The sequence below is a fragment of the Gottfriedia sp. NPDC057991 genome, assembly GCF_042886615.1.
In the GTDB taxonomy this organism is placed as follows: Bacteria; Bacillota; Bacilli; order Bacillales; family Bacillaceae_G; genus Gottfriedia.
The window spans coordinates 417,192-442,945 of sequence record NZ_JBHVQN010000002.1; the positions used below are offsets into that span (position 1 = coordinate 417,192).

Annotated in this window: 24 protein-coding genes; 18 read left to right on the forward strand and 6 right to left on the reverse strand. The window is 32.2% G+C overall.

What is annotated here, in order from left to right:
• The first annotated feature begins 12 nt into the window (after window positions 1-12).
• The gene (locus ACFVR2_RS09470; RefSeq protein WP_387361091.1) at window positions 13-267 is read left to right on the forward strand and encodes a spore coat protein; all 255 of its coding nucleotides are present in this window, start codon (window positions 13-15) and stop codon (window positions 265-267) included.
• Window positions 268-308: 41 nt separating this feature from the next.
• Here the strand turns inward: ACFVR2_RS09470 and ACFVR2_RS09475 are convergent, their stop codons facing one another.
• Window positions 309-890, reverse strand: a complete 582-nt coding sequence (locus ACFVR2_RS09475; protein ID WP_387361093.1) for a TetR/AcrR family transcriptional regulator — start codon at window positions 888-890, stop codon at window positions 309-311.
• A gap of 254 nt (window positions 891-1,144) precedes the next feature.
• Window positions 1,145-2,089, reverse strand: a complete 945-nt coding sequence (speB, locus tag ACFVR2_RS09480) for an agmatinase (RefSeq protein WP_387361095.1) — start codon at window positions 2,087-2,089, stop codon at window positions 1,145-1,147.
• Between the two features lie 214 nt (window positions 2,090-2,303).
• Between speB and ACFVR2_RS09485 the strand changes: the two genes are divergently transcribed.
• The 6 genes from ACFVR2_RS09485 (at window position 2,304) to ACFVR2_RS09510 (ending at window position 7,477) form a co-directional block, all read left to right on the forward strand.
• Window positions 2,304-2,453, forward strand: a complete 150-nt coding sequence (locus ACFVR2_RS09485; protein ID WP_335414239.1) for a hypothetical protein — start codon at window positions 2,304-2,306, stop codon at window positions 2,451-2,453.
• Between the two features lie 633 nt (window positions 2,454-3,086).
• Window positions 3,087-3,743: a spore germination protein gene (locus ACFVR2_RS09490; protein ID WP_387361097.1), complete on the forward strand. Its 657-nt coding sequence runs from the start codon at window positions 3,087-3,089 to the stop codon at window positions 3,741-3,743.
• Window positions 3,731-3,919 (forward strand): Ger(x)C family spore germination protein, encoded by a 189-nt coding sequence (locus ACFVR2_RS09495; protein ID WP_387361099.1) that lies wholly within the window; start codon window positions 3,731-3,733, stop codon window positions 3,917-3,919. The genes ACFVR2_RS09490 and ACFVR2_RS09495 overlap by 13 nt, the downstream gene beginning before the upstream one ends.
• Before the next feature lie 132 nt (window positions 3,920-4,051).
• Entirely contained in the window at window positions 4,052-4,534 is a 483-nt protein-coding gene (locus tag ACFVR2_RS09500; RefSeq protein WP_387361740.1) for a Ger(x)C family spore germination C-terminal domain-containing protein, read from the forward strand.
• 198 nt (window positions 4,535-4,732) lie between these two features.
• Window positions 4,733-5,914: a CaiB/BaiF CoA transferase family protein gene (locus ACFVR2_RS09505; protein ID WP_387361101.1), complete on the forward strand. Its 1,182-nt coding sequence runs from the start codon at window positions 4,733-4,735 to the stop codon at window positions 5,912-5,914.
• 30 nt (window positions 5,915-5,944) lie between these two features.
• Window positions 5,945-7,477: a long-chain-fatty-acid--CoA ligase gene (locus ACFVR2_RS09510; RefSeq protein WP_387361103.1), complete on the forward strand. Its 1,533-nt coding sequence runs from the start codon at window positions 5,945-5,947 to the stop codon at window positions 7,475-7,477.
• 56 nt (window positions 7,478-7,533) lie between these two features.
• On the opposite strand, the gene ACFVR2_RS09515 is transcribed toward ACFVR2_RS09510, so the two are convergent.
• Entirely contained in the window at window positions 7,534-8,145 is a 612-nt protein-coding gene (locus ACFVR2_RS09515; RefSeq protein ID WP_387361105.1) for a TetR/AcrR family transcriptional regulator, read from the reverse strand.
• A gap of 224 nt (window positions 8,146-8,369) precedes the next feature.
• Between ACFVR2_RS09515 and kynU the strand changes: the two genes are divergently transcribed.
• From kynU to ACFVR2_RS09565, 10 genes are all read left to right on the forward strand, one after another.
• Window positions 8,370-9,656 carry a kynureninase gene (gene kynU, locus ACFVR2_RS09520; RefSeq protein WP_387361107.1) on the forward strand — a complete coding sequence of 429 codons (1,287 nt, stop codon included), beginning with the start codon at window positions 8,370-8,372 and terminating at the stop codon, window positions 9,654-9,656.
• 38 nt (window positions 9,657-9,694) lie between these two features.
• The gene (locus ACFVR2_RS09525) at window positions 9,695-11,125 is read left to right on the forward strand and encodes an amino acid permease (RefSeq protein ID WP_387361109.1); all 1,431 of its coding nucleotides are present in this window, start codon (window positions 9,695-9,697) and stop codon (window positions 11,123-11,125) included.
• Between the two features lie 202 nt (window positions 11,126-11,327).
• Window positions 11,328-12,122: an alpha/beta fold hydrolase gene (locus tag ACFVR2_RS09530; RefSeq protein ID WP_387361111.1), complete on the forward strand. Its 795-nt coding sequence runs from the start codon at window positions 11,328-11,330 to the stop codon at window positions 12,120-12,122.
• Window positions 12,123-12,348: 226 nt separating this feature from the next.
• The gene (locus ACFVR2_RS09535; RefSeq protein ID WP_387361113.1) at window positions 12,349-13,650 is read left to right on the forward strand and encodes a hypothetical protein; all 1,302 of its coding nucleotides are present in this window, start codon (window positions 12,349-12,351) and stop codon (window positions 13,648-13,650) included.
• Window positions 13,651-13,827: 177 nt separating this feature from the next.
• Window positions 13,828-15,018, forward strand: a complete 1,191-nt coding sequence (locus tag ACFVR2_RS09540; protein WP_387361742.1) for a M20 family metallopeptidase — start codon at window positions 13,828-13,830, stop codon at window positions 15,016-15,018.
• Between the two features lie 19 nt (window positions 15,019-15,037).
• Entirely contained in the window at window positions 15,038-15,235 is a 198-nt protein-coding gene (locus tag ACFVR2_RS09545) for a DUF3311 domain-containing protein (RefSeq protein ID WP_387361115.1), read from the forward strand.
• On the forward strand, window positions 15,235-16,716 hold the full coding sequence (locus ACFVR2_RS09550; protein ID WP_387361117.1) for a sodium:solute symporter family protein: 1,482 nt from the start codon (window positions 15,235-15,237) through the stop codon (window positions 16,714-16,716). Before ACFVR2_RS09545 ends, ACFVR2_RS09550 begins: the two co-directional genes overlap by 1 nt.
• 675 nt (window positions 16,717-17,391) lie before the next feature.
• Complete coding sequence (locus tag ACFVR2_RS09555) at window positions 17,392-18,963, forward strand: spore germination protein (RefSeq protein WP_387361119.1); 1,572 nt, start codon at window positions 17,392-17,394, stop codon at window positions 18,961-18,963.
• Window positions 18,947-20,140, forward strand: a complete 1,194-nt coding sequence (locus ACFVR2_RS09560; protein ID WP_387361121.1) for a Ger(x)C family spore germination protein — start codon at window positions 18,947-18,949, stop codon at window positions 20,138-20,140. Before ACFVR2_RS09555 ends, ACFVR2_RS09560 begins: the two co-directional genes overlap by 17 nt.
• Window positions 20,141-20,149: 9 nt before the next feature.
• Window positions 20,150-21,247: a GerAB/ArcD/ProY family transporter gene (locus ACFVR2_RS09565; RefSeq protein ID WP_387361123.1), complete on the forward strand. Its 1,098-nt coding sequence runs from the start codon at window positions 20,150-20,152 to the stop codon at window positions 21,245-21,247.
• Here the strand turns inward: ACFVR2_RS09565 and ACFVR2_RS09570 are convergent.
• Window positions 21,233-21,442, reverse strand: a complete 210-nt coding sequence (locus ACFVR2_RS09570) for a hypothetical protein (protein WP_387361125.1) — start codon at window positions 21,440-21,442, stop codon at window positions 21,233-21,235. The two genes, ACFVR2_RS09565 and ACFVR2_RS09570, sit on opposite strands and share 15 nt — an antisense overlap.
• A gap of 821 nt (window positions 21,443-22,263) precedes the next feature.
• Between ACFVR2_RS09570 and ACFVR2_RS09575 the strand changes: the two genes are divergently transcribed.
• Entirely contained in the window at window positions 22,264-23,298 is a 1,035-nt protein-coding gene (locus ACFVR2_RS09575; protein ID WP_387361127.1) for a CotS family spore coat protein, read from the forward strand.
• A gap of 183 nt (window positions 23,299-23,481) precedes the next feature.
• On the opposite strand, the gene ACFVR2_RS09580 is transcribed toward ACFVR2_RS09575, so the two are convergent.
• The gene (locus tag ACFVR2_RS09580; RefSeq protein ID WP_387361129.1) at window positions 23,482-24,645 is read right to left on the reverse strand and encodes a Ger(x)C family spore germination protein; all 1,164 of its coding nucleotides are present in this window, start codon (window positions 24,643-24,645) and stop codon (window positions 23,482-23,484) included.
• The gene (locus ACFVR2_RS09585; protein WP_387361131.1) at window positions 24,632-25,735 is read right to left on the reverse strand and encodes a GerAB/ArcD/ProY family transporter; all 1,104 of its coding nucleotides are present in this window, start codon (window positions 25,733-25,735) and stop codon (window positions 24,632-24,634) included. The genes ACFVR2_RS09580 and ACFVR2_RS09585 overlap by 14 nt, the downstream gene beginning before the upstream one ends.
• Window positions 25,736-25,754: the final 19 nt, after the last annotated feature.

Sequence of the window (25,754 nt, forward strand, 5' to 3'; positions counted from 1 at the left end):
GGAGATTTTATTATGTTTCAAGATAAAGATATGGCTAATGATTATTTAGAAGGACTAAACGCTAGTTTAACGGCTTATGCAGGTTTTATTAATGAGTCAGCCAACTCTGACTTAAGACAAACATTAATTCAATTACGCAATCAAGACGAAGCTCGTCAACGTACATTGTACAATTATGCGCTTCAAAAAGGTTATTATAAACCTGCTGCACCAGCATCACCAGAGATTGTTCAACAATTCAAATCTGATTTGACTTCAAATCAGTAAAAAAAGTGAAAAAAGGCATTCGAGTAATCGAACGCCTTTTTTTATTCATTTTTAAAACCGTACCAAAAATTCCTCCAAATATTTGAAATCCATGGCTTCATCTTTTTAGCTCCATAATAAGATAGTTCAATAAAGATGCCATCAATTAAGCAATAATAAGACATTACAAAGTCTTCTACATTACCTGTTCGAATTTCACCGTTTTTAATCCCTTTATCAATTACTGATCTTAAAATAGTCGACATTGCTTCCTCAGATTCCATGAACTGTGTATGCAATTGTTCCTTTAATGATTCGGGAGAAAAAAAGACAGCGCGGTTCAAGAAAGTAGATTGCTCCTCGAACTCAATATAATATTCAAATGTTACATTTAGAATTTGGTAAAGTTGTTCCTTTGCTGATAATTCACGAATTTCTCCCATCAGCTCGTCTACTTTTTTCACATGAAGCCATAGAATGTTTTCATAAATTGTAAGAAAGATTTCTTCTTTACTTTTAAAATGATTATAAATAGATGGTTTTTGAATCCCAACTGCTTTTGCAATTTCAGTTAAACTTGTACCTTCATAGCCATTTTTAGAAAACAGGGCAAGTGCTGCTGCAATAATCTTATCCTTTGTCATTTTCATCCTCCGAAACTAACTCTTGTTAGCTAGATTATAAACTGGAATCTTTGTGAAGTCTAAATTTTGTTTGCATTTATTGCAAAAAAGCTTTGTTTGGAAGGACACAGAGCATTGTTCATGTTGAATAAAACATGGTGTAATCGGGTTCATGAGTAAGTAAAAAACAAAAAAGTGAAATGTAGTTACTCATAAGGGGTTCATTTCATTATTCCGAAAAAAAGCTCTGTCTAAAAGAAACAGAGCTTTCTAAATTACTTTGAGTTTTCTTTATTAATTTGTAATGTAGCTAAACTAGCAAATTCATGTACAAGTGTTGCAGCTAATAGTGATGTAATTTGAGTTGGATCATAAGATGGTAGTACTTCAACGATATCAAAGCCAATAAAATTGAAGTCTGTTAATGATCGAATCATTTTTAAAGTCTCCATACTATTGAATCCACCGACTTCAAGTGTCCCAGTTCCTGGAGCACAAGATGGATCGACAAAATCAATATCAAAAGTTAAGAAACACGGTGTATCTCCAATAACTTCTTTCATTTCTTTTAAGATAGCTTCAAAACCACGTTCATACATTTCCGGTGTAGTAACAACATTGTAACCAAGTTCATGGCTAGCATCTATGTCTCCTGGATGATTCAATGTGCCTCGAATTCCTAATTGGAAAACTTTGTTTGGAATTAGTAGACCTTCTTCGTAAGCTCGGATAAAAGGTGAACCATGCCAATATTTTTCATCGTAATATGTATCCCAAGTGTCAGTATGCGAATCAAAGTGAATCATCGCAACCGGGCCATGTTTTTTAGCTGCAGCTCGTAGGTTTGCTAAAGTAATCGAATGGTCACCACCTAAACCAATTGGGATAATATTAAGATCCATTAATTCAAACATTGCGTCTTCCATTAGTTTATAGCTTCGATGAATATTATGAGGAATAACTGATACATCTCCAATATCAATGGCATTGCTGTCGTCGAATGGATATACCTTATGAATTGGATGATATGGGAATAAAGTCATAGAAGCTTGTCGGATTGCTTGAGGAGCAAATCGTGCACCAACACGAAATGAGGCTGCAGTATCAAAAGGCATGCCAACGATTGCTAATTTCGCATTTTCTCTTGTTGAAGGTAGTCTCATAAATGTTCCAGTTGTACAAAACTCAGGTTTTACATCAGGTGAAAGTGGATATTTCACAAAAATCATCTCCTAATTTATCATTCCGGTTATTAACTACCGGTAGTTAGTTTAATATGATTATAGATTGTTAAATCTGAATAGTCAAACTATTTATTTTGATTTGTTAATTCCTGTTAAATAAAGGAACGATTGTTTAGCACAGATTCTCAGGATATAACGATTTTAATTGTAAATAATATAAATGTTAAGCAATAATCTTAGGAGGGATTTTATGCCACAGAATACACAAGGTAAAGGTAATATGGGAACTAATATGAAATCAGGAACGAATCCACAAAAAGTAAAACAACAAATTCAAAGTGATGTAAGCCAAGGACAGGGAGCAATGACTTCACGTGAGGCAGGGGCAATGCGTGATTAAAAAACAACATTTTAGTGGTTTTTTTCAGCAGTGAGTGACTATTAATCAAATGAAATGCAGTAGTTATTCTAGTAGCGCGTTTTAAAACAAACGGCTCCACTTGAACTGTACAAATGTCATATGTTTGTGCAATCGAATGGAAAAATGCACCGACCATTTACTGGTCGGTGCATTCTTTTACCTTCAATATGAAATCAGTTATTAGTAATCGCATTCTGTTCGAATGATTAATCTAATTCCTGTATTCTTGTTCATCATCGTTTTTTTGGAGGTTTCATATCCAAAATATCGTTCGGATATGTGTTTGTGTAGATCATATCGTGAAATCGATTGTCAAACCTTTCTTGTGCGTGGTACATATTGTATCTCCTTCAGTAGAACGAAATTTATTAGTGCGAATTATATAAAGATTTAAGAATATTTAATCATGTATATTTATTATAAAACTTTTATAAATATTCAAATAGTGTAATTTTGTCCAATACATGTTGCAAATTTTAGTCTAATACTATTTAATAAGCAGTTTGTATTTTTCAATTAAACTTGTTTCTTTACAGATAATGTTGCAAAGAATAAAAATAATCAAATAGGAAAATTTATAAATATGTGTCTTTTGTAGGAGGTAACTCATGTATGGAATCAATATTGCAGGATATTAAAGACCATTTTAGTAATGATGATGATTTTTTTATGATGAAAGAGCATTTTATTAATGCACCAGTTGTTTTATTAGGGTTTAAGAGTCTAGTTGATTTACCTCAAACATTAAAGACAATTCAAAATAAAATAGAATCTATTTTCCTAACTGATAAGACTTTCGATCAATTAATGCATTGGATTGGGTCGGTAAAAGAGAATAATTTGAATGAAGCGATTTCAGCAATTGTAGATGGGAAATTACTCATAGTTTTACATTCAGAAAAAAACAAATATGTAATAGTAGAATTGGTTTCACAAACTCTCAATCGTGCAATAACTCAACCAACAAATGAAAATGTCATTCAAGGGCCATTAAATTCCTTTACAGAAGATATAAATTCTAATATCGGGTTAGTACGTAAACAAGTTAATTCAGAAAAATTACATATTAAATCTTATTCTTTAGGAAGCGAAAGAAAAAGGAATCTGTCAGTCATATATTTCGAAAATAATTCAAGTATGGAACTTTTTAATAAAATCGAAAAACAGATTAAGAAGAACTTTAATGATGAAATCAACAATATGCAAGACTTATCAAAAATGCTAGGATTTTCTCCTTGGTTGGCCATAAGCAAATTTTGTTACATCTAAAGGTCATTGTAATTGATGAAGTACTAGCCAAAAATGGTGTGAACGACATTATTTCAGGCTTTGTAAGGTCAAGAGATGTATCTATAAAGACTTTGGTAGCTATATGTGAAGATGATATGGATACATTTTTTTCAAAGATGAAGGAATCATCTGAACCAGGAGGAACAGCTCTTTAGGAGTATTTCGAAAAGACTGCTGGATGGACCCCTCAAATTGCATTAACTAGTGTATGGGAGACATATCGAAGTTTCCATACGACTACTCAAGACGTTGCGATTCCTATTTTAAAGGTTGGAAAAACAACATTAATTGAACTAAATGGTTCAGCAGTTATGAAAAATGGAAAGATGATTGATCGGATTTCTCCAGATGAGACACTATTATTTAATGCATTCAATGATGAAAGCACGACTGGAAAAGTCGAAATAACTGACGATGGAAGTGTCCTAATTTTAACAAATACAATGAAACACGATAGTATGTTTAAAAAAAATAAACCTTATTTAAAGAGTAAGATTAATCTTAAAGTGAGTATTCTTGAAATTAAAGACAATGTATCTACCGATTCAATTAGAAAAGATATGGAGAAAATTTTAACAAAACGATTTAATAAAATGTTTACTAAATTACAGAAAGATGAATCAGATATTTTAGGAGTAGGGCAGTTTTTTAGAAATAAACTTTCTAGAAATGAGTTAAATGAGTTGCGTACGAAATACTATCCAAATTTAACGTTAGATTTTAACGTTCATGTAGTTGTTCAAAACGGCGGAAATTTAGTAACGCAATAAGTATATATTTTTCTTACTGTTAAAGCCATCCTTTAGAGAATGGCTTTTTTTAGTAAAATAAAAGTTCAAATGGATAAAACTTATTAAAAGAAATTAACCTAAAAAAGGAGAGATACCAAGTAATCTAGAATTATTAATGTACAATGACAAATTATAGAGATGGAGTGAGGAAATTATATTGAATAGTAGGTTTAGTACATGTTGAATAAATTGAAAATTCTGGATTTTACACGTCTTTTGCCGGGTCCCTATGCAACTATGATACTAGCGGATTTAGGTGCAGAAATATTACGAATCGAATCTCCATATCATCCCGACTTACTACAAACTTCACCTCCATTTGATGGAGATCAATCTGCCGCACATCAAACGATTAATCGTTCTAAAAAATCTATTACCCTTGATTTAAAAAGCGAAGAAGCTATTGAAATTATCTATAAGCTAGTGAAGAAGTACGATATTGTCATTGAACAATTTCGACCCGGAGTCATGGAAAAGCTGGGCTTAGGATATGAACAATTAAAGAAAATTAATTCGAAAATAATTTATTGTTCAATTACTGGTTATGGTCAAACAGGCCCGTATCGAAATCGTGCAGGACATGATAACAATTATCTATCATTAACTGGAGTGTTGAGTTATTCAACAAGAAAAAATGAGCGTCCAGTTCCGATGGGGATCCAAGTAGCAGATCAAGTAGGGGGATCGCTACACGGAATTATTGGAATATTATCAGCTGTCATTCATCGTGAGTATACAAGAGAAGGACAGTGGATTGATATAAGTATGACAGATTGTACTTTTGCGTTGCAATCCTTAATGGGATCTGGTTGGTTAACTCAAAAAATTAATCCAAAGCCAGAGGAACATCTTTTAAATGGAGGCGTTTTTTATGACTATTACGAGACTTCAGATGGACGATTTTTTTCTGTTGGCAGTCTCGAGCCTTTATTTCGTAAACAATTATGTGACGCATTAGGAATCATCCAATTTCTTCCTTATTCTTTTAGTGAGGTTAAAGAGGAGTTGAATTTATTTAAAAACGAAGTAAAACGTGCATTTAGTAAGAAAACTTTTAATGAGTTGAAAGATATTTTTAGTAAATATGATGCTTGTGTTGAGCCAGTTTTAACTTTCGAAGAAGCATGTAAGCAACCTCAAGTAAAAGAAAGGGGGCTATTAGTAAACGTTCAAAGAAATGATGGTTCAAAACAATTGCAAGTTGGTTCACCTATAAAATCTTCAATTTTTAAACCAGCTTATCAACATGTTGGACTAAAACCTGGGACGAATACAAAAGAGGTTTTATTAAATTTAGGATACGATGATCAAACAATTAATCGATTTATTGAAAAAGGAGTTATTAGGTCAACTGATTAAATCTAAATTATTTAATACGGGGGTAAGCAAATGAGTTTTGGAAATGTATTATCGCTAAACGCAAAAAGGCACCCAGATAAATTAGCATTAGTCTATCAAGACCGTACATACACATACATGGAATTCAATAAAATGGTTAATCGTTTTGCTTGGGGATTACAGAAACTAGGTTTAAAAAAAGGTGAAAAACTAGCTCTAATGATGGCAAACTCTGACTTGTTTGTGATTAGTTATTGTGCTGCTGTAAAGGTAGGAGCTGTTGTCGTTCCAATTAACTTCCGGCTTGTTTCTCGAGAAGTTGAATATATTTTGGAACAGTCGGATAGTGTTTTTTTTGTTTGTGATTCAGAACTAGAAAAAGTCGTTTTAGATGCTTCAAAAACCTCATCGAAAGTAAGAAATATCATTACTGCTCCTATAACTTCATCGCCGGATTGTTTAAGCTTCTTTGATGTGTTGACATCAATTGACGAAGATCCTAAAGTAGAGATTTCCGGAGATGATGATTTTCATTTGCTATATACTTCAGGTACGACTGGACAACCAAAAGGAGCGCTTTTCGACTATAAACGAATTGAAAAGCTCATAAATGGATTGAGTGCGGTAATGGGGCAAAGCTGTCAGGATCGGCTTTTACATGTTGCTCCACTATTCCATTGTGCTCAGCTCGTAATCTTTCTATTACCAGGTTTATATTTAGGTATGACAAATATAATTCATCGAGAATTTAACCCGTTAAATGTTTTAAAGGATATTGAAAAATATAAAATTACTTTATTTTTTGGTGTCCCTACAATGTATAACTATTTACAGCAAGTTCCAAATGCTGACCAATATGATCTTTCTTCAATAAAAAGATGTGCATACGGTGCAGCTCCTATGCCACCTGAGATCTTAATGAGAAGTATGAAATTATTTAATACAAATCAATTTTTCAGTTTATGTGGATTAACAGAAGGAGGACCTACTGGGGTTTATCTTTCTCCAGATGATCATGAGCACCATTTAGGAAAAACAGGGAAAACACCTTTACTTTATACAATTATTAAAGTAGTCAATAAACAAGATGAAGATGTTTTACCTGGTGAAGTTGGTGAATTAATTTTAAAAGGTGAAACAATCATGAAGGAATATTATAAAAAACCGAAAGAAACAGCAAATACGATAAAAGATGGTTGGTTATATACAGGAGATTTAGCTGTAGTAGATGAGGAGGGGTATATCACGTTAGTTGACCGTAGTAAGGATATGCTAATTTCTGGCGGAGAAAATATTTATTCAGTTGAAATTGAAAATGTTTTATATGAGCATCATTCTATTTTGGAAGCGGCAGTGATTGGTACGCCTGATACTAAATGGGGAGAGGTCGTAACAGCAATTGTCGTATTAAAACCAAATCATCATTTATCGATTGAGGAGATACAAGCTTTTTGCCGAGAAAGAATAGCAGGTTATAAGATTCCTAGAGTTGTGGAATTTATTGAGCAGCTTCCTCGAAATGCATCTGGGAAAGTTCAGAAGTTTATATTAAGAGAAATGTATTGTAGCGCTAAATCCAAATAATAAGTAGAAAGAGCTCAAACTTTAGAAGTAAAAGTATGAGCTCTTTCTTCTGGTTCTTAATAAAGACCAGTTGTATATAGTGATGTGATCGTTTTTGCAACTTCTTTAATTGTATAATGCTGTTCATTTCGAACGATTTCCCATAAGTACATCTCATTAGTAAAAAACCAAGCTCGCGCGACTAGTTCGTGGTTTAACTCTTTTCTAGCTAACCCTGTTTCTTGTGCATATTTAACATCAATCGATATGCGATCGATAAACTTTTCACGAATCGATTTCCATTTGTCTGAGATGATTTCGGATACTCCAATAGCTTGTTCAAAAATTTGCATCATATTTCGTTCATCTTCTGCCATTTTTAGAAAAGAAGTAGCCTGTTTATAAATTATAGATTCTGCGGTTTCTTTCGTTTCTGGAAAAAAGTGAGTTTCGGCAATTTCATAAAACCTTTCCATTACATTTTCCATTAACACAATCAAAAGCTCTTCTTTACCTTTAAAGTGAACATAAGCTGTTCCATAACCAATATCAGCTTTTTTTATCATTTGTGTTATAGTTGCTTTTTGAAATCCTTCTTCAAGAAATACTTCTTTAGCAGCTTCTAGTAGTTTTTGTCTTGTCATTAATGAACGTAATTGACGCTTAGATTCTACTTTGTCATTACTCATACTACGATCCTCCAACATATGCTACTTCTAGCATATAGGTAAATTCATAAAAATGGAAGAAATCCGAGAAAACTATGTACGTTTATCATAAAATAAGGTCCTTATATCTAAACTTTTGTTATTATCAGAAAATATGACATAATGTCATTGACATGATGTCAGTTATTTTGATATGATTTTTTCACAAATAGATTTAAATTGTAGATTGATAGAGGAGGAACATTATGAATACGAAAGTTACAGAAACAACATTAGAATATGCAATAAAAATGGACAGTCTCGATTCACTTAGAAAGTTTAGAGATGAGTTTTACTTAAACCCTGAATCAATCTATATGGATGGTAATTCATTAGGACTACTTTCTAAAAGAGCTGAACGTACTTTACTAGAATCATTAGATGATTGGAAGAATTTTGGAATAGATGGTTGGACAAATGGAAATCATCCTTGGTTTTTTATGGCTGAAAAATTAGGAGAAAAATTAGCTCCATTAGTAGGTGCTTCTTCTGAGGAAGTAATTGTAACCGGTTCCACGACAGTTAATTTGCATCAGTTAGTTGGTACTTTTTTTCAACCAAAGGGTAGTAGAAAAAAGATATTAGCTGATGAGCTTACATTTCCATCAGATATTTATGCTCTTCAAAGTCAACTTCGTATTCATGAATTAGATCCTGATCAAGACCTGATTTGCGTAAAAAGTAAAGATGGACGCTATTTAGGAGAGGACGACATTATTAATGCAATGACGGAAGAAATCGCTTTGATTATTTTACCGACAGTTTTATACCGTAGTGGTCAAATTTTAGATATGAAGCGCTTAACTGAAGAAGCTCATAAACGCGGAATTTTAATCGGTTTTGATGGATGTCATTCTGTTGGATCAATTCCTCATTCATTTAGTGAGTGGGATGTTGATTTTGCCTATTGGTGTAATTATAAACACTTAAATGGTGGACCAGGTGGTGTAGGTGGCTTATTTGTTAATCGTAAACATTTTGGCGCAATGCCAGGACTTGCAGGCTGGTTTAGTTCAAGAAAAGATAAGCAATTTGATATGGAGCACACACTAACTCCTGCTGAAACTGCTGGAGCGTATCAAATTGGTACTCCACATGTATTAAGCTGTGCACCATTAATAGGATCTTTAGAGATTTTTACAGAAGCTGGAATTGATGCGATTCGAGAAAAATCACTTCGAATAAATCAATTTTTAATGGATTGTATTGAAAAAGAATTAGCAGAAATGGGATTTTTCATTGGATCTCCTAGAGAAGATGCACGACGAGGAGGACATGTAAGTCTAGAACATGAAGAAGCAGCACGTATTTGTAAGTCTTTGAAAGAAAATGGTATTATTCCTGATTTTAGGGCACCAAATATTATTCGACTTGCACCAGTTGCACTTTACACTTCTTATGTGGAAGTTTGGGAAGTTGTACAAACACTTAAGAAAATCATGACTGAAAGGCAATATGAAAAATTTAAAAACGAACGTGAAGTTGTGGCATAAGTTTAGTTGGCTATCTAAGGGGACAAGGGGATGAGATCATGAAGGAATCCACCACTAATTATAAAATTGAAAACGAGCAAGAAAAAGGCTTAAAAAGAGAGTTGAAAACTAGTCAACTAACGATGATTGCAATGGGGTGTGCGATTGGGACGGGGTTATTCCTTGGAAGCGGACTAGCAATAAAAACTGCCGGTCCAAGCGTATTACTCAGTTATGCAGTTGGTGCATTTATCGTTTTACTGCTCATGGGTTGCTTAGCAGAGATGACCGTTGCACATCCAACTAGCGGTTCGTTTGGAACAATTGCCGAAAAATATATTCATCCTATGGCGGGATATCTCGTTCGTTACTCATATTGGGTGGCACAAGTTCTTGCTGTTGGAGTAGAGGTAAGTGCAATTGCAGTCTATATGAAATATTGGTTTCCAACTGTACCAGGAATCGTTTGGATCGCTTTTTTTGCAGCAGTATTAATCTATATAAATGCTACTAGTGTTAATACATTTGCAACATTTGAGTATTGGTTTTCAATGATTAAAGTAAGTGCAATTGTTGGATTTATCCTACTTGGATCGTATGTCTTGTTTGGTTCATCTCACCATGCAAATATCGGTGTAGAGAATTTAACAAATGATGGAGGATTTATGCCATTTGGCTGGTGGGGCATGTGGGTAGCCGTCTTTATTTCATTATTTAGTTTTTTAGGAACTGAAATGATAGCGGTTACAGCGGGTGAAGCAAAAGAGCCTGATATTGCTGTACCAAAAGCCCTTAAAGCAACAGTTTTTCGTTTATCAATTTTTTATGTATTAACGATTGCAATCATGCTGATCATCGTTCCTTGGAAATCGGCGGGGGTTGATGAAAGTCCATTCGTAAAGGTGATGGAAATCTTAAATATTCCTTTTGCATCAGGACTTATGAACTTTATTATTTTAACAGCAGCTTTGTCAGCGATGAATAGCCAATTATATGCTTCAACTCGTATGGTTTATTCACTTTCAAAAACGAATCATGCGCCAAATATTTTAGGAAAAGTAAGTAAAAAAGGTGTTCCGGCAAATGCTCTTGCAGTTTCAACCATTGGTATTGTAGTAGCCGGAATCGTAAATGCAATATTACCAGATTCCTCTTATTCATTTATGATGGGAATCTCAATGTTTGGTGCGATGTTTACTTGGATGACAATCTTTATTTCGCATTTATTTTTTAGAAGGAAATGGGAACAATCAGGCGGGCGAAAATTACCAGTTAAAATGATCGGTTTCCCTTACTTCACAATATTAGGAGCAATTTTATTGTTGGGACTAACAATTACTTCTTGGTTTACTGGCTTTAAAATTATGCTTCAATTCGGAATACCGTGGTTAATTGTATTATCTGTGGCTTACTTATTTATAAATAAAAATAAAGGTCAGAAAATTCAACGTAACGATTCACTTATTAATCAAAAAGTAGATAAATTTTAATGTCCATCTAGTAAATTGGGGTGTCTTTCATTTTTTGAGACACTCCTTTTCTATTTAAAGATTATTTAGAGAAAAGAGAGGAGAAAATAAATAAGTGCAGAATTTTGTTCATAAGAATCTTTTATGTTAGTTTTTTTAATAAAGGTATTTTCTATTTAGTAAATGAAAATAGTCCGATATTAATATTCTCGAATGGAGTTGAATGATCATTAATAGTAAAGTTGAACTTGAAAATTTATCAATTTCTTATAAGGAACAAGGTAAAGGGAAGCCAATCGTTTTAATTCATGGTTTTATGGGAAGTCATGAATATTGGGAAAAAGTAGTTCCGAAGCTATCTGAAGATTATCGTGTAATCGCAATTGATTTACCAGGACATGGAGACTCTACAGCTATAAAAGAAGAGCATTCAATTGAAGATTATGCAGATGTGCTGAAAGATTTACTAGATCAACTAAACATTATGCAAATAACGTTGTTTGGCCACTCATTAGGAGGTTATATTACACTTGCGTTTGCGGAAAGATATTCTAACTATTTAAATGGATTTTCATTAATACACTCTACTGCATTTCCGGATAGTGAAGAAGCAAAAAAAGGTAGAGTAGCAACTAGTGAAAAAGTGAAAAATGAAGGAGTGAAAAACGTAGTGGACGGATTAATTCCTAAACTTTTCTCTCCAAAAAATATACAAACTAATAGTGCAGAAATAGAATTAGCAAAGCAAATAGGCTATAAAACTTCAGTCGATGGCACGGTAAATGCCTTAATCAGCATGAAAAATAGACCCGACCGAAATCATGTACTTAACGATACAAGTTTACCTGTACTTTTATTAGCAGGTAAAGACGATCAGATTATCCCGCCGGAAAAAACTTTTTCGGTCGAAAAAGAAAATATTAAAACTGCTACTTTAAACAGTGCCGGACATATGAGCATGTATGAGTCACCTGAAGAATTAATTAATGAAATGAAGGATTTTTTAAGTTCGTTTTAAGTACGGAAAAATTAAAGTAAAAGAAAAATGATTAAAAAGACCTTCTAAAAGAAACCTTTTAAAAAGGAAATGAAAAAGATCTTAGTCAAAAGATCTTTTTTTTTGCCAATCAATTTCTAAATATCATGGTAATTTATAGTGAGATACTGTTAAGATTAACTATATATAAATTAGCTATATAAAAACTTAATCCCCTATAAAATTAGAGTAATTGGTAGGTGTAATAATGTATCGTATTGGTCTTGTTGGCCCAAAGTGGTCTTTGGAGCGAATATTAAGTTTTACTAAAGAATATGAACATGAATTGGAATTTTTTCCATTTTCATATGATGAACCTGTTGAAACAAAAGAAATTGTAAAAAAACATGACCGAGATGTAGATGTCTGGCTTTTTTCGGGGCAATTGCCATACAATATTGCAAAAAAAATCCTACATTCAAAAGAAAAATTATTATATCTTCCTCATACAGAATCTTCGGTTTATAAAAGTTTGTTAAATATCATGTATAGTACTGGTGGGTTAATTAATCAATTAAGCATCGATATGCCAACGTATTCTAATTTATTAGAAGATGCTTTAGAGCAATTAAATGAGTCATTTGATCAGTTTTATATCAAACAGTTTGAAGAAGAACAGATTAATTTAGAGGAATTATTACAATTTCATATTGAGTTAAAGGATTCCAATAAAACAGAAGGTGCATTGACTAATTTTCCATTCATTTATCAGGAATTAAAAAAGCGCGATATTCCAGTCGAATGGATCTCTACTAGTAGTGTTGATATTAAGCATACATTAAGGCTCCTAACAGAGAAAGTGAAAGCTCTTTATTTTAAAGACTCTCAAATTGGAGTAGTGTTGATTGAAATTGAAAATTTTGAGAGCATTATACAGAAATCAAAATCACCTTATCATTTACAGCATATCGAACTTCGAATTAAAGATGTACTTTTAACACTTTGCGAACAATTAAATGGCTCACTGATTGAAAAGGGGTATGGTAAATATTTGATTTATAGTTCTAGAGGTGCAATTGAACGAGAGATTCATATGCTAGAAAATACGCTCGATCAGTTATCGTTAGAATCTGATTCTAAAATTTCTGTAGGTATTGGTTTTGGTGAGACTGTTTATTCTGCAGAGAAAAATGCAATTGAATCAATTCAGCAGTCAAAAGAGATGCATGGACGAAAAATAATAATTGTACAAGAGAATGGCGAAATTATTGAGTCACTTGGTCGTGAAGAAGAGATGACATATGCATACCGTACAAATGACCAAGAGCTATTGCAAAAGCTTAAATTAGGAAATATTAGTGTAAAGACATATCATAAAATCGAGAACTTAATTAAAAGAATGGCATGGAAGGATTTTACGACAAAAAATCTAGCTGAACAGCTTAAAATGACAGAACGGAATGCTAGACGTATTGTAGCAGATTTATGTGAAGTCGAATTATTAGAATGTATAGGTGAGGAATCTTTATCTTACCGTGGGAGACCCAGTAAAATATATCGTTTTAAATAAGCATTCCAAATTTGGAGTGTTTATTTTTTTTGTGAACATTAAATATTATCAATATTTTGAATTTTTAACAAAAAGTTATTGAAGAAATCGCTTTCAGGTAATAAAATTGATACATAAGGAAAAAGACCGAAAATATTCCTTAAATAGATTTGAATTAATCTCGGAGGTGTAGTGATGATGTATGATGTTTTTTCTGAATTAAAATTAGATGATGTAGTTAGTTCGATTAATGATGAAGTGATTGGGTGGAGAAGATATTTACATGAAAATCCAGAGTTATCATTTCAAGAAGAAAATACTGCTAAATTTGTGTACGATCAACTAAGCTCATTTGGAGTCTTAGAAATCTCTAGACCAACAAAGACTAGTGTTGTTGCTAGATTAATAGGGATTCATCCAGGAAAAGTACTTGCAATTCGAGCAGATATGGATGCACTCCCAATACAAGAAGAAACTAAAATTGAATTTAGTTCTAAAAAGGATGGCATAATGCATGCATGTGGTCATGATGGACATACTGCAATGCTTTTAGGAGCTGCGAAACTACTTTGTAGCTTTAAATATCAATTAAAAGGTGAGGTCCGTTTTATTTTCCAACATGCTGAAGAATTACCACCTGGTGGTGCAATTGAAATGGTAAATGCAGGTGTACTTGATGGAGTTGATCTGATTATTGGGGCACATTTAGTGAGTAATTTGGAAACTGGAAAAATTGGATTAAATTATGGGCCCATTATGGCAGGTGCAGATCAATTTAAAATTACAATAATCGGTGAAGGTGGACACGCTTCACAGCCGAATCAAGTAATTGATCCAATTCTGATTGGAACCCAAGTTGTCACAAATATACAGCATATTGTGTCAAGAAAACTCGATCCAATCGATACAGCTGTCATCTCAGTAACACAATTTAATGGCGGGACAGCAATAAATGTTATCCCTAACAGTGTTAAAATTGGTGGATCAGTACGGAGCTTTAAACCTGAAGTTCGCAATCAGATACCAATGTTAATCGAGCAAATAGTAAAAGGTATTACTGATGCTCATGGTGCAAAGTACGAGTTCGAATACCATCTCGGTTACTCACCGGTCATAAATGATAATGAAATAACTAGCTTAATCGATAAAACTGTCTGTGAAATAGTTGGAGAAGAAAATCGTGAATTAATTAAACCAATAATGGGAAGTGAAGATTTTTCAGCATTCCTTAATGAAGTTCCTGGGACTTATTTTTTTGTAGGTGCAAGAAATGAGGAGGAAGGAATAGTGTATCCGCATCATCATCCAAAATTTAATATTGATGAGAGGGCTTTAAAAGATGGAATAAAGATATTTGTTCAAGGAGCTATTAACATATTAAATAATTAAAAATTAAGGAGAGTAGAGTATGAAAAAAATCTATTTACTTGGTTTTATTCCGATTATTGGTTTTGTAATAGGCGCGATGTTTTCGAATAAGGTTACCCCTTACGTACTTGGTATGCCATTTTTCCATTTCTCAATTGTACTATGTTCATTTCTTACTACTGCATTTTTAGGTTTAATCTATCTTTTTGATCCTGCGAATAAAGAGGAGGAATTATAATGAATACAGGAACATTATTTATATTCTTATTTTTCGCTGTTTCAATCATGATTGGTATATGGTCAAAAAAAGGGAAAGAAATGAACTTAGAACAATGGTCTGTTGGTGGCCGAGGAATGGGAACGCTTTTCATCTTTTTATTATCAGCTGGTGAAATGTATACAAACTTTACCTTTTTAGGTGCGAGTGGCTCAGCATATGGTGAAGGGGGTTCAATTTTTAGTATCGTTTCTTACGGATGTATTGCATCAATCATATCTTATTGGGCTTTTCCAGAGATTTGGAAATACTCCAAAAAACATAAATTAATTTCTCAGTCAGATTTTATGGCAAAGAAATATGACAGTCCAATTCTAGGAGTGCTTGTTGCTTTAGTTGGAATCGTCGCTTTATTTTGTTACTTAGTTTTACAGTTTAAAGGGTTAGGTTATATCGTTGAGATTACATCTTATGGCGTCATTTCTTCAAAAATGGCAATTTTATTTGGTGCAGTTGGCGTTACGATATTTGTCATTCTATCAGGTATTCATGGTTCTGCTTGGACCTCTGTATTAAAGGATATCTTAATTCTTGCTATAATTTTATTTTTAGGAATTTATTTTCCAGTTCATTTTTATGGTGGTATTAAGCCAATGTATGAAGCGATTGAACAAGCTAAGCCAAACTTTACGATTCTTCCAGAGCATGGTATGAACTTAACTTGGTATATTTCTACTATTATATTAAGTGGAATTGGGATGTATATGTGGCCTCACTCTTTTCCGCCTATTTTTGCAGCGAAAAATGCAAAGGTTTTAAGAAAAAACGCAATTATAATGCCATTGTATCAGTTAATTTTATTATTTGCTTTCTTCGTGGGCTTTGCAGCAATCTTACAAATTAAAGGGTTACAAGGAAGTGATAGTGACAAAATATTATTACTTCTTTCGAAAAAGACTTTTGATCCATGGTTTGTAGGTTTAATAGGGGGAACGGGGGTATTAGCTGCATTAGTACCTGCTTCCTTGATTCTAATGGTAATCTCCACATTATTTGTTAAAAATATATACCAAGTAGTAGTCCCTTCTAATACAGAAGTACATATTACAAAGCTAATAAAATTAACTGTTCCTTTCATTACTTTAATAGGTTTATATTTTACATTTAAAGGCGGTAGCTCTTTATTTAATATTGCAATTGTAGCGTATAATTTTATAACGCAGCTTGCTCCACCATTTTTCTTAAGTTTAATGAAAAAGAACTTCGTAACAAAACAAGGGGCAATAACTGGAATTATATTTGGTGGGGTTATTGTTTCAATTTTTGATTTAGGTGAAAAGACTTTTGCTCAAGCTTTTCCACACCTTCCACAAGTTGTGAAAGACTTAAATGTAGGGATCATTGCACTAATTATTAATGCGCTAGTAATGGTTACTGTTAGTCTTATTACAAGAAATAGTATGTCATCGAATAAGCGAATTGATAAATTAGTTGAGCAATAAGACCTATATAGGAAGAAATAATTTCTATGAAAAAAGTCTATTTATTATTGTTTTATCAGTCATCTTATTGAAACAAGTGATTTTGGTTAATAGATAAATGTTTTAACTAACTTGCAAAAATTTTAATATCTTCTTTTTTGATGATTAATATTTGTAAAGATGTGTAGTCGTTATCATAAGTTACAATTTGATTAATGTAGGGTAATTCATTCGTTCAATTGATTATTCTTTTGTTTTTAAGATTATTCTTTTTTATAAAGAACATGATTGGAACGAAAGAGTGATCGACTCCTATGGGATTAGCGAGGAGGCTCAGGTCTCGCCCCATGGAAAGCGAGCACACTGTAGTGGAAATCAATAGGACACAACTTACTTATCAATGATCAATCCAAAAATTTAATTGACAAATTCTTTTTTCAACAGCATGAAAACGTCGGTTCTATTGATCCGACGTTTTCTATTATTCTAAAAGCTGTTTATTGAATGACTAAATCCTTCAAAATATCCTCTAAAGTCTCACCTTTAATTTTCTTCTTAGCTTTTAGAACGGCTTTATGAAACAGGTGATTTTTCTCTAGAAATAATATTTTGATTCAAAAATTGGTAATAAATAGCATAATTTTTCTACATTTAACAAATTTTAAATAGTAATAAATAAATTGATAGGTGATTGATATGCGATTGGGTTATCCAAAGAGAAGTAAACAATCAAAAGAAGTTAAAGCTCCAGTTGTTTTATCACCCGAATTACAAAAAAACTTACAAAATATAAATAGTGAACTGCAATATTGTGCAGATTTAATCGTTAGAGAGTTTGAGGTTGGAGAAACGAAAAAAAGAAAAATGGCTCTAGTACATTTGCAAGGCATTTCAAATGGTGATACGATCAGTCAATTTATCGTTGATCCAATTCTTCATAAATGGAAAAACTCGAATTTAGATCGTTTAAGCGATATTAATTTTTTCAATGAAATGAAAGAGAATACGTTTGATGTTCCACAAGTAAAAACTGAAAATGAATGGAATAACATCATGATGGCAGTGTTAAATGGTGATACTGCTATTTTTATTGATAATCAGCTAAAAGTATTGCTGATTGATACGAAAAGTGGGCAATTCCGCTCAGTATCAGAATCGACTGGGCAAACGATTATTCGTGGTCCAAAAGATAGTTTTACTGAATCAATTGCAACGAATATGTCACTTCTTCGTTATCGTATTAGAAATACTCAATTTAAAATGGAAATGTTGAAGGTAGGGGATGTAACAAATACAAATCTCGTTATTTCCTATCTAGACGACAAAGTTGATCGAGAGTTATTAAACTCAGTAAGAGACAAAATTGAGCATATTAAGATTAAAGGAGTTTTAGAGTCTATCTATATTGAGTCTTTAATTGAATCAAAACCATATAGTCCCTTTCCAACTGTATTGGACACTGAAAGACCGGATGTAATTGCAGCAAATGTATTAGAAGGGCGCATTGGACTTCTTGTGGATGGGAGTCCAATAGGGCTTGTACTACCAGCGACGTTACCGATGTTTTTTCAGTCACCAGATGACTACAATCAGCGTTATATAGTGGGAACATTTCTACGTTTTTTACGTTTTACAGCCTTTTTAATTTCTTTATTAGTTTCTGCTTTTTATCTTGCATTAATTACTCATCATCGGTCGATGATTCCAACACCATTATTGGTTAGTCTTGCAGCGCAAAGAGAAGGTGTACCATTTCCAGCAATCGTTGAGCTACTACTAATGGAATTTGCATTTGAGATTATTAGAGAAGCAAGTATTCGAAGTCCGAGAGTACTAGCTTCAACTGTCGCGATTGTTGGGGCACTTGTCATCGGACAAGCAGTTGTACAAGCAGGAATTATTTCAACTGCAATGATCATCTTTGTTTCAATTACGGGAATATCTAGTTTTACAATACCGAATTATAGTGTTGCTGCTTCAGCAAGATTGCTTAGATATTTATTCATTTTAAGTGCTGGTGTTGCTGGATTATATGGTATTGCATTAATGTTTTTATTTTGGCTAGTCCACTTAAATACAATTGATTCTTTTGGTGTGCCATATATGATGCCAATCTCTCCATTATCGATCAAAGATAATGAAGATATGTTAATACGATTACAACGAAAAGATTTAAAGACAACAAAGGATGATGCTGTTCCTGAATCATCACGGATTAGAAAGAGACAAAAAAAGAATAACGGTGAAGACAATGAATCGAAATCTTAAAATAAGGTTATTAATGTCAATTGTATTGCTATTAACAGGATGTAGTAATTATATGGAGTTAAATAAAATTTCATTTATTACAGGATTAGGTGTCGATTGGACTGACAAATCTAATTTTAAGGTTACATTACAAGTCATTAATCCAACTGATTTAGCTACCGGTCAAAATGGTGGTGGTAATTCTTCACCAGTCATTCTTTATACAAGTACTGGAAAAACGCTATCCGAAGCAATTCGAGAAGCAGGTAAAAAAATAACAAAGAACAAAGATTTTACACATGTTGGTTTAACGGTAATAGGGGAGAACGCAGCAAAGCATGGTATTGAAGAAATAGTTGATGCTATCATTCGGGAACCAAGGGTCTCTGCTTTTATGTCTGTTCTTGTAGCTAAAAACTCAACTGCTGAACAGGTATTAAATACAATGACACCTATAAATAAAGTTTCATCAGCAGAAATGGTTTCAAAATTACAGAATGTTAATTTTTCATTAGGAGAAAGTGTAAATCCTAATGTATTTGAATTAGGAGAAGATCTTAACTATTCAGGGAAAGAGATTGCGATTAGTGGAGTTGAAATTGTTAACGAGAATAAAGAAAAAAATACGTTATTTAATTTACAAACGATGGAACCAGCCCAAACAAAAATTGATAACTTAGCTTTATTTAGAGATAGTAAACTAGCTGGTTGGATCTCCGGACGCGATGTAAGAGGCATCTTAATGGTTTTGGATAAAATTCAACAAACAAATTTTGCAGTACCATGTGGGAATAATAAATATAGCTCTCTTCGATTACATGCTCAAAGTATAAAAACAAATGTGAAAGTTAAAGGAAATAGTCCAATTATATCTATTGATAATACTCTTCTTACATTACTTGATGAAACGGGTTGTTCAGTAAATATTGAAAAAGTTGAAGATTTAATAAAGATTGAAAAACAAGCCGCTAAGGTCGTCAAACAACAGATTGAGCATAGTATTAAATCAGCTCAAAACTATAAAAGTGATGTCTTCGGATTCGGTGATATGATTCATACAAATGATCCTGAAAAATGGAAACAACTTAAGGGCCATTGGGCAGAAGATTTCGCAAAAGCAAAAGTAAATGTGAAAACTACTGTCGTTATTAAACGAAGTGGATTATTAGGAGATCCTGTTATCATGAAGAAGAAATAAGGTGATGTAATGCAAAATATGAAATTTAATTCAGAGCAATTATTTAGTTTATTAGCAATTTATTTAATAGGAAGTGCTGTTGCAGTCGATCCTGCAAAAGATGCTGGAAGAGATGCCTGGTTAGCAATCTTAATCAGTCTATTTTGTGGATTAATCTTATTAAGCTTATATTTGGGAATCTATAAAAATAACCCGTCAAATTCGCTAATTAAGTGCTTACAGACAGCGTGGGGGAAATATATAGGCAACTTCATTGGGGTATTATATGTTGTTTATTGTATTTATATTGCTTCGAGAGTTATGAGAGATTTTGCAGAGCTTATTTTAACAGTTGCATTAGATAATACAGGTTTATTTACCATTTCGATGTTAATGATGTTTCTTTTGATTTACACAGTGATGAAAGGGTTCACAAGCTTTGCTAGGACAGTTTGGATTTGTTTTTTATTAAGCGGAATTATCGTTTTTATTCTCATTATTTCACAATTATTAACTGGATTTTTAAATTTTTCCCATTTAAAACCTTTCCTTGAATACGGATGGAAACCAGTTTTAAAATCAGTATTTCCAACAACTGTAACCTTTCCATTTGGAGAGTCAATCGTCTTTTTATTATTGTTGCAACATTATGATCAACCAAAAAATGCACACAAAATGAGCTATTTAGCAATGATCTATGCTGGGATCTTTCTAATCATATCGACAATCATACATATTGCAAATTTAGGTGAAATTATTTTTAAAGCTTCAACTTATCCAGTACTTTCAAGCGTATCATTAATTAACATTGGAGATTTTTTTACTAGATTAGAGTCACTAGCGGTAATTGTATTTGTCATTTTGGGGTTTATTAAAATATCAATTTTATTTTTTGGGGCAGTTGTAGGGACAATGGAAATTTTTCATTTAAAAGAAAGCTGGTTAATAACGTTTTTAATTGGAATTATTATTATCTGTTTGAGTATATTTACAACCGTCTCGTATACACAGCATGTTCATATAGGACTTGATTTAGTCCCTAAATATCTTCATGTCCCGTTTCAAATTATTTTGCCATTTATTCTATTTGTGACTTTAAAGGTCCAAAAAAAGTTATCTCTTTCTTAGATTCACAAACATTGTTAAACCAAAATAAAGAATGAAATAAACAATTAAAATTTTATCAAGCGTCATAAACCCAACTTTATTATAAGAAATCGCTAAAACTAAATAATGCAGATCAAAACCTTGTAATAATGTAAGCCCGTAAAATAATAAGAAACAAAAAAATGATAACAAAACAAAAATCAATAATTCTTTCAATTCATAACACTCCTTTTTATGAGTATTATTAGGAAGTTTCAGTTGTTTTAATCAAACAATATAAGAGTCAAAATGAAAATCCTAAAGCTTTGATCCTCAGGATTTTCAGTGTATTTAAATAACTAAAAGTAAATTTTATAAAATCAACAAACTCAGCATTTTTTATTTTTTTTATTAGAATTTAAAAAATGGAGATTACTACTTTTTAGAAAAAATATTATTAGTTTATAAGTCAATATTGGATCTAAATAGACGTGTAAACTGATTTTGTTATTTTTCTCTAAGCAAAGCAAAGGATATTAAAATACGTATTTTTATTAGACCTATTTTAATTGATTAAGTTGATTGGAACGGAAGGGGACTCGACTCCAATGGGATATGAGGGAAGGCTGAGACCTTAGCAGGCTCGCCGAGGAGGCTAAAGAATCTCGCCCCATGGAAAGCGAGCACCCTGTAGTGGAAATCAACCTCACGCAACTCCCTTTGCGAAAATTTGGTAAATAAATGATTTTATTTTCACCAACGTGATAATCCTAATTTTTAATCTTAAGGATTCTTTTTGAAAAATCATCAATTATTTTTTGAAAAGTACTTTTACACTTAAGAAATTAATGGGAAGATTGTTGAATTATATTAGGAATTTAAAAGTAAACTGTAATAGAAAGTAACTAATTCGAATATCTGAAGATTTAGTAAAAAATGTAAGAATTTATTAATAGAAAATAATTTACTTCCTAATTTATTTAGTAGATTAGCCGTCTCTAAACATGTACATATTCATAGATTAACAATGGATAAGTATTATTTGGGAGGTATCTTTTTTGGACGCTTTTTTTAGTGATTTAGTAAAAAAAGTAATTGCAAATTACCCTTTAGAAGTAAAACATAAATCTTTAGAATACATTGATGAAAAAAAAGCTGAATGGCCCATTGATACAAATATCGGTGAAGTTTTATTAAAGAAAGTTTTAATTGATGAAAAATATATTGAATTTATGATCTATGCAATTGACTACCTAAGAGATAATGGCGTATTTACACCAGAAGTATTAACAACCAAATTAGGTGATGGTTTTGTAAAGATAAAAGATGAATATTTTATGTTATTTGAAGCTGTTAATGGGAGGATACCAAATTTTGAGAGTGAAGAAGATCTTATTCTGTTGATGAATGGGATTGCTTCTTTTCATAAAGCTTCAATCGGCATAGAATTAACAAATGAGCATGTTTCATCCATTCAATCAAATTGGAAAAATGATTTACAAACTAAATTTTTAACATTAACAAAATTGAAAGAAGAACGAGCTAAAATAAAATATCAAAATGAAATCGATAAGCTGTTTTTAAAAAATATAAATACGGTTTTAATGCAATGTGAAAAAGCTTTAGCAATCATTGATAAAAATATTGCTGAAGTAGTAGAAGAGACAGCGAAAACATTATGTTATCAGAATTTTGATGTAAACAATCTCATAATTGGAGAAGACGGGAATTTATATTTCTTAAATATGAGTTCATTAAAAATCGAATTGCCGATTCATGATATAAGAAGACTTTTAAATATCGTAATGAAAAAAGAAAAAAATTGGAATCCAAAGTTAATGAAGAAAATAATCATCGCATATCATGATAACAATCCGTTAGCATGTTTGCAGTATCAGTTTCTAAAAGCTGATTTATTATTTCCCCATTTATTTTATGACGTATTTTCGGCACATTACGAAAATACGGAAAGAATAGGTGTTGATCCTAGTCTAGTTTCAAAAATGAAAAAAATAATTACATTGGAAATAAGTAAAGAAAGAGTAATTTCTAGCGTCTTCATACAAACAAATGAAGCACCTTATGGTCGATAACCTAAAATGATAAAGCTCAAATCCTTTTAATTTATGGATTCGAGCTTTATTTTTTACACATTAAGAAATTATAAATTGGTAGCGGAGAAGAAAAATCGACGTAGTTGCCAATTTTAGGAACTAAGTATAAGTGCAACTACGCCTCTGTCTTCGCCTAAAGGCTCGCCAATCGGCGAGTTTTCTTTATTTTCTTTTTTTCTTTCCAATCATTCCATAGTCTCGGATCGTAATATGAACATCGTAGTTTATTTTAGCTTTACTAAATAATTCATCCCAATTCTTACTCATTTTTTTCCACTTTTTTGGATAATGAATTCTTACTTCGTTTCCAAATCCAGCAACATCTGTTTTATATTCATTTTGTAGTTTATTTGTTACATTTTCTACTATTTTTGTAACTTCTTCTTCAGTTGCTTTTTCGATTCTATTAACATTTTTCTCTTCAAATACAGGTTTTAATTTAGGATTCCAATATTCTGCAATTCTACCTTCAGACTCAATTCTTACATCAAAAGAGATTTTGTCACCTTTTATATGGGGTGTAACCTTTTTTTTCATCGATTCAATTTGAAACCAAGTCGGACCATCGGATTTTTTTGTGTAAGCCTTAACTGCACCGCCTTTCCCCCCTGCAGTGATCCAATTAATCCCTTCTACTTCTTGTGTATTTAATGTACCAATCATTTTATTTTTCTTACCATTAATAATTGCACCGCCTGAAAACTTAACGCCTTGATCAGTAGGTTCTAATAATTGTAGGAGAAAGCTAGAGCCAGAGTTCATTAATCCACCGATTCTAATTAACGGTGTTTTACTGACAATTTCTGAAGTTGATGCTTCATTAGCAATCTCAACAATTCGTAATGAAGGGATGATATTTTTTTCTTTTGTTTCTAACGCTTGGTTGGCTTTGCCTTTTGCTATAAAAATTAACGTACTTCCACGAATATCAATATCGCGAAAATATAAATCAGTAAGCTCACGTAGGTTAATTTCTCTAGCAAGTTCTTCACTAATGACAACGCATTTTTGATGCGCTCCAAAAATATATCCTTCCCTACTTAAAGTTGTTTCCCATCCAGAAGGTTCTAACGAAATGCCTTCTCCAATTACATTTATATATGGTTTTTCTGGATTAACTCCACCTGATTTTGTAGTCATTGCCTCAGGGACTGCATATTGTAGTGTGGATTTTATTTTTCCGTCATCATCCTTATCTAAACTAGAGCCTAATATAATATTTAAGTCCTCGATGGGTTTACTACTCCAGCATCCCGATAATAAAATGATGAGACTGATATTAAAAACTGAACTTATTAAAATCCTCTTATACCTACATTTTCTCATTTAATTTTTTCCTCACAAAAGAAATTACGAGTAGGACAAGAGGGACGATCCCAAATAAATAAAAAGCAGTATTTCCGATAGTATCACCTAGTACAAAAGTTTGATTTATATCTTTAGGAATCATTGCAATGATGTAAATAAATGGTAATGTCCCAAAGAGAAACGGTTTCATATTTTTTTTATTAAAAATTTGAGCCATTCCCAGGCTACAAATATAATATGCAATGATAAATGTAGCAAAAATTTGCATAATCCAAATAACTAGAAGTAATGAGTCAAATCTTTCTACAAATAGACCTTGTATATCGTAACTGCGAATATAAGTAAGTACGGGCCAAGTTTGCAATAATACACCGTCTACTGAGAAAGCACCGACTACAGCAACAACCGTAATTGTATAAAAAATAAATGGAATACCTATTCCGAACATAATTGTTTTAGATATTTTCGTTTTATCCTTCATAAACATAAAAATAAATAAAATCACTTCAAAACCTGAAAAAGAAAGTGAAGTTGTTTTGAGTCCATTAAGGACAGGCTTAATACCATTACCTAATACAGGACGTAAGTTATCAATTTCAATAATTCCTATTCCTAAAAAAATAACTAATAGAAAGAAAAATACAGTGATAGGAAAAATAATTTCCAAAATTCTGGCGACTGAGTTAATCCCACCTAGAACTAGATATAAGCCAACCCACAAAAAGGGAATTAGAATAGCCCAATTAGGAGTACCTTGAAGTAAAAACAATCTAGTCGTTTCTGCCATTACCCGAACCTCTAAAGCTGAAAGGAAAATATAATACATAATGATAATAATACTTAATGAAATTCCTAGCCATTTACCAATTATCTTTTGAGAGAATTGAAAATATGTTTCGTTTGGATATTGTTTACACAGCATAACTAATAAATAGACTAAAAGGGTAATAAGCAAGCCGGATATGATAACGGAAATCCAACCATCTGGCGTTCTTACTTTGTCAGTAATCGTTCTTGGTAATATTAAAATACCTGCACCAAAAATAAAATTTACGATAAGCATCACAGTTTGATTTGTCGATATTTGATCAATAGGCTTTGAAACCATAAACTAGTACTCCTCCTTT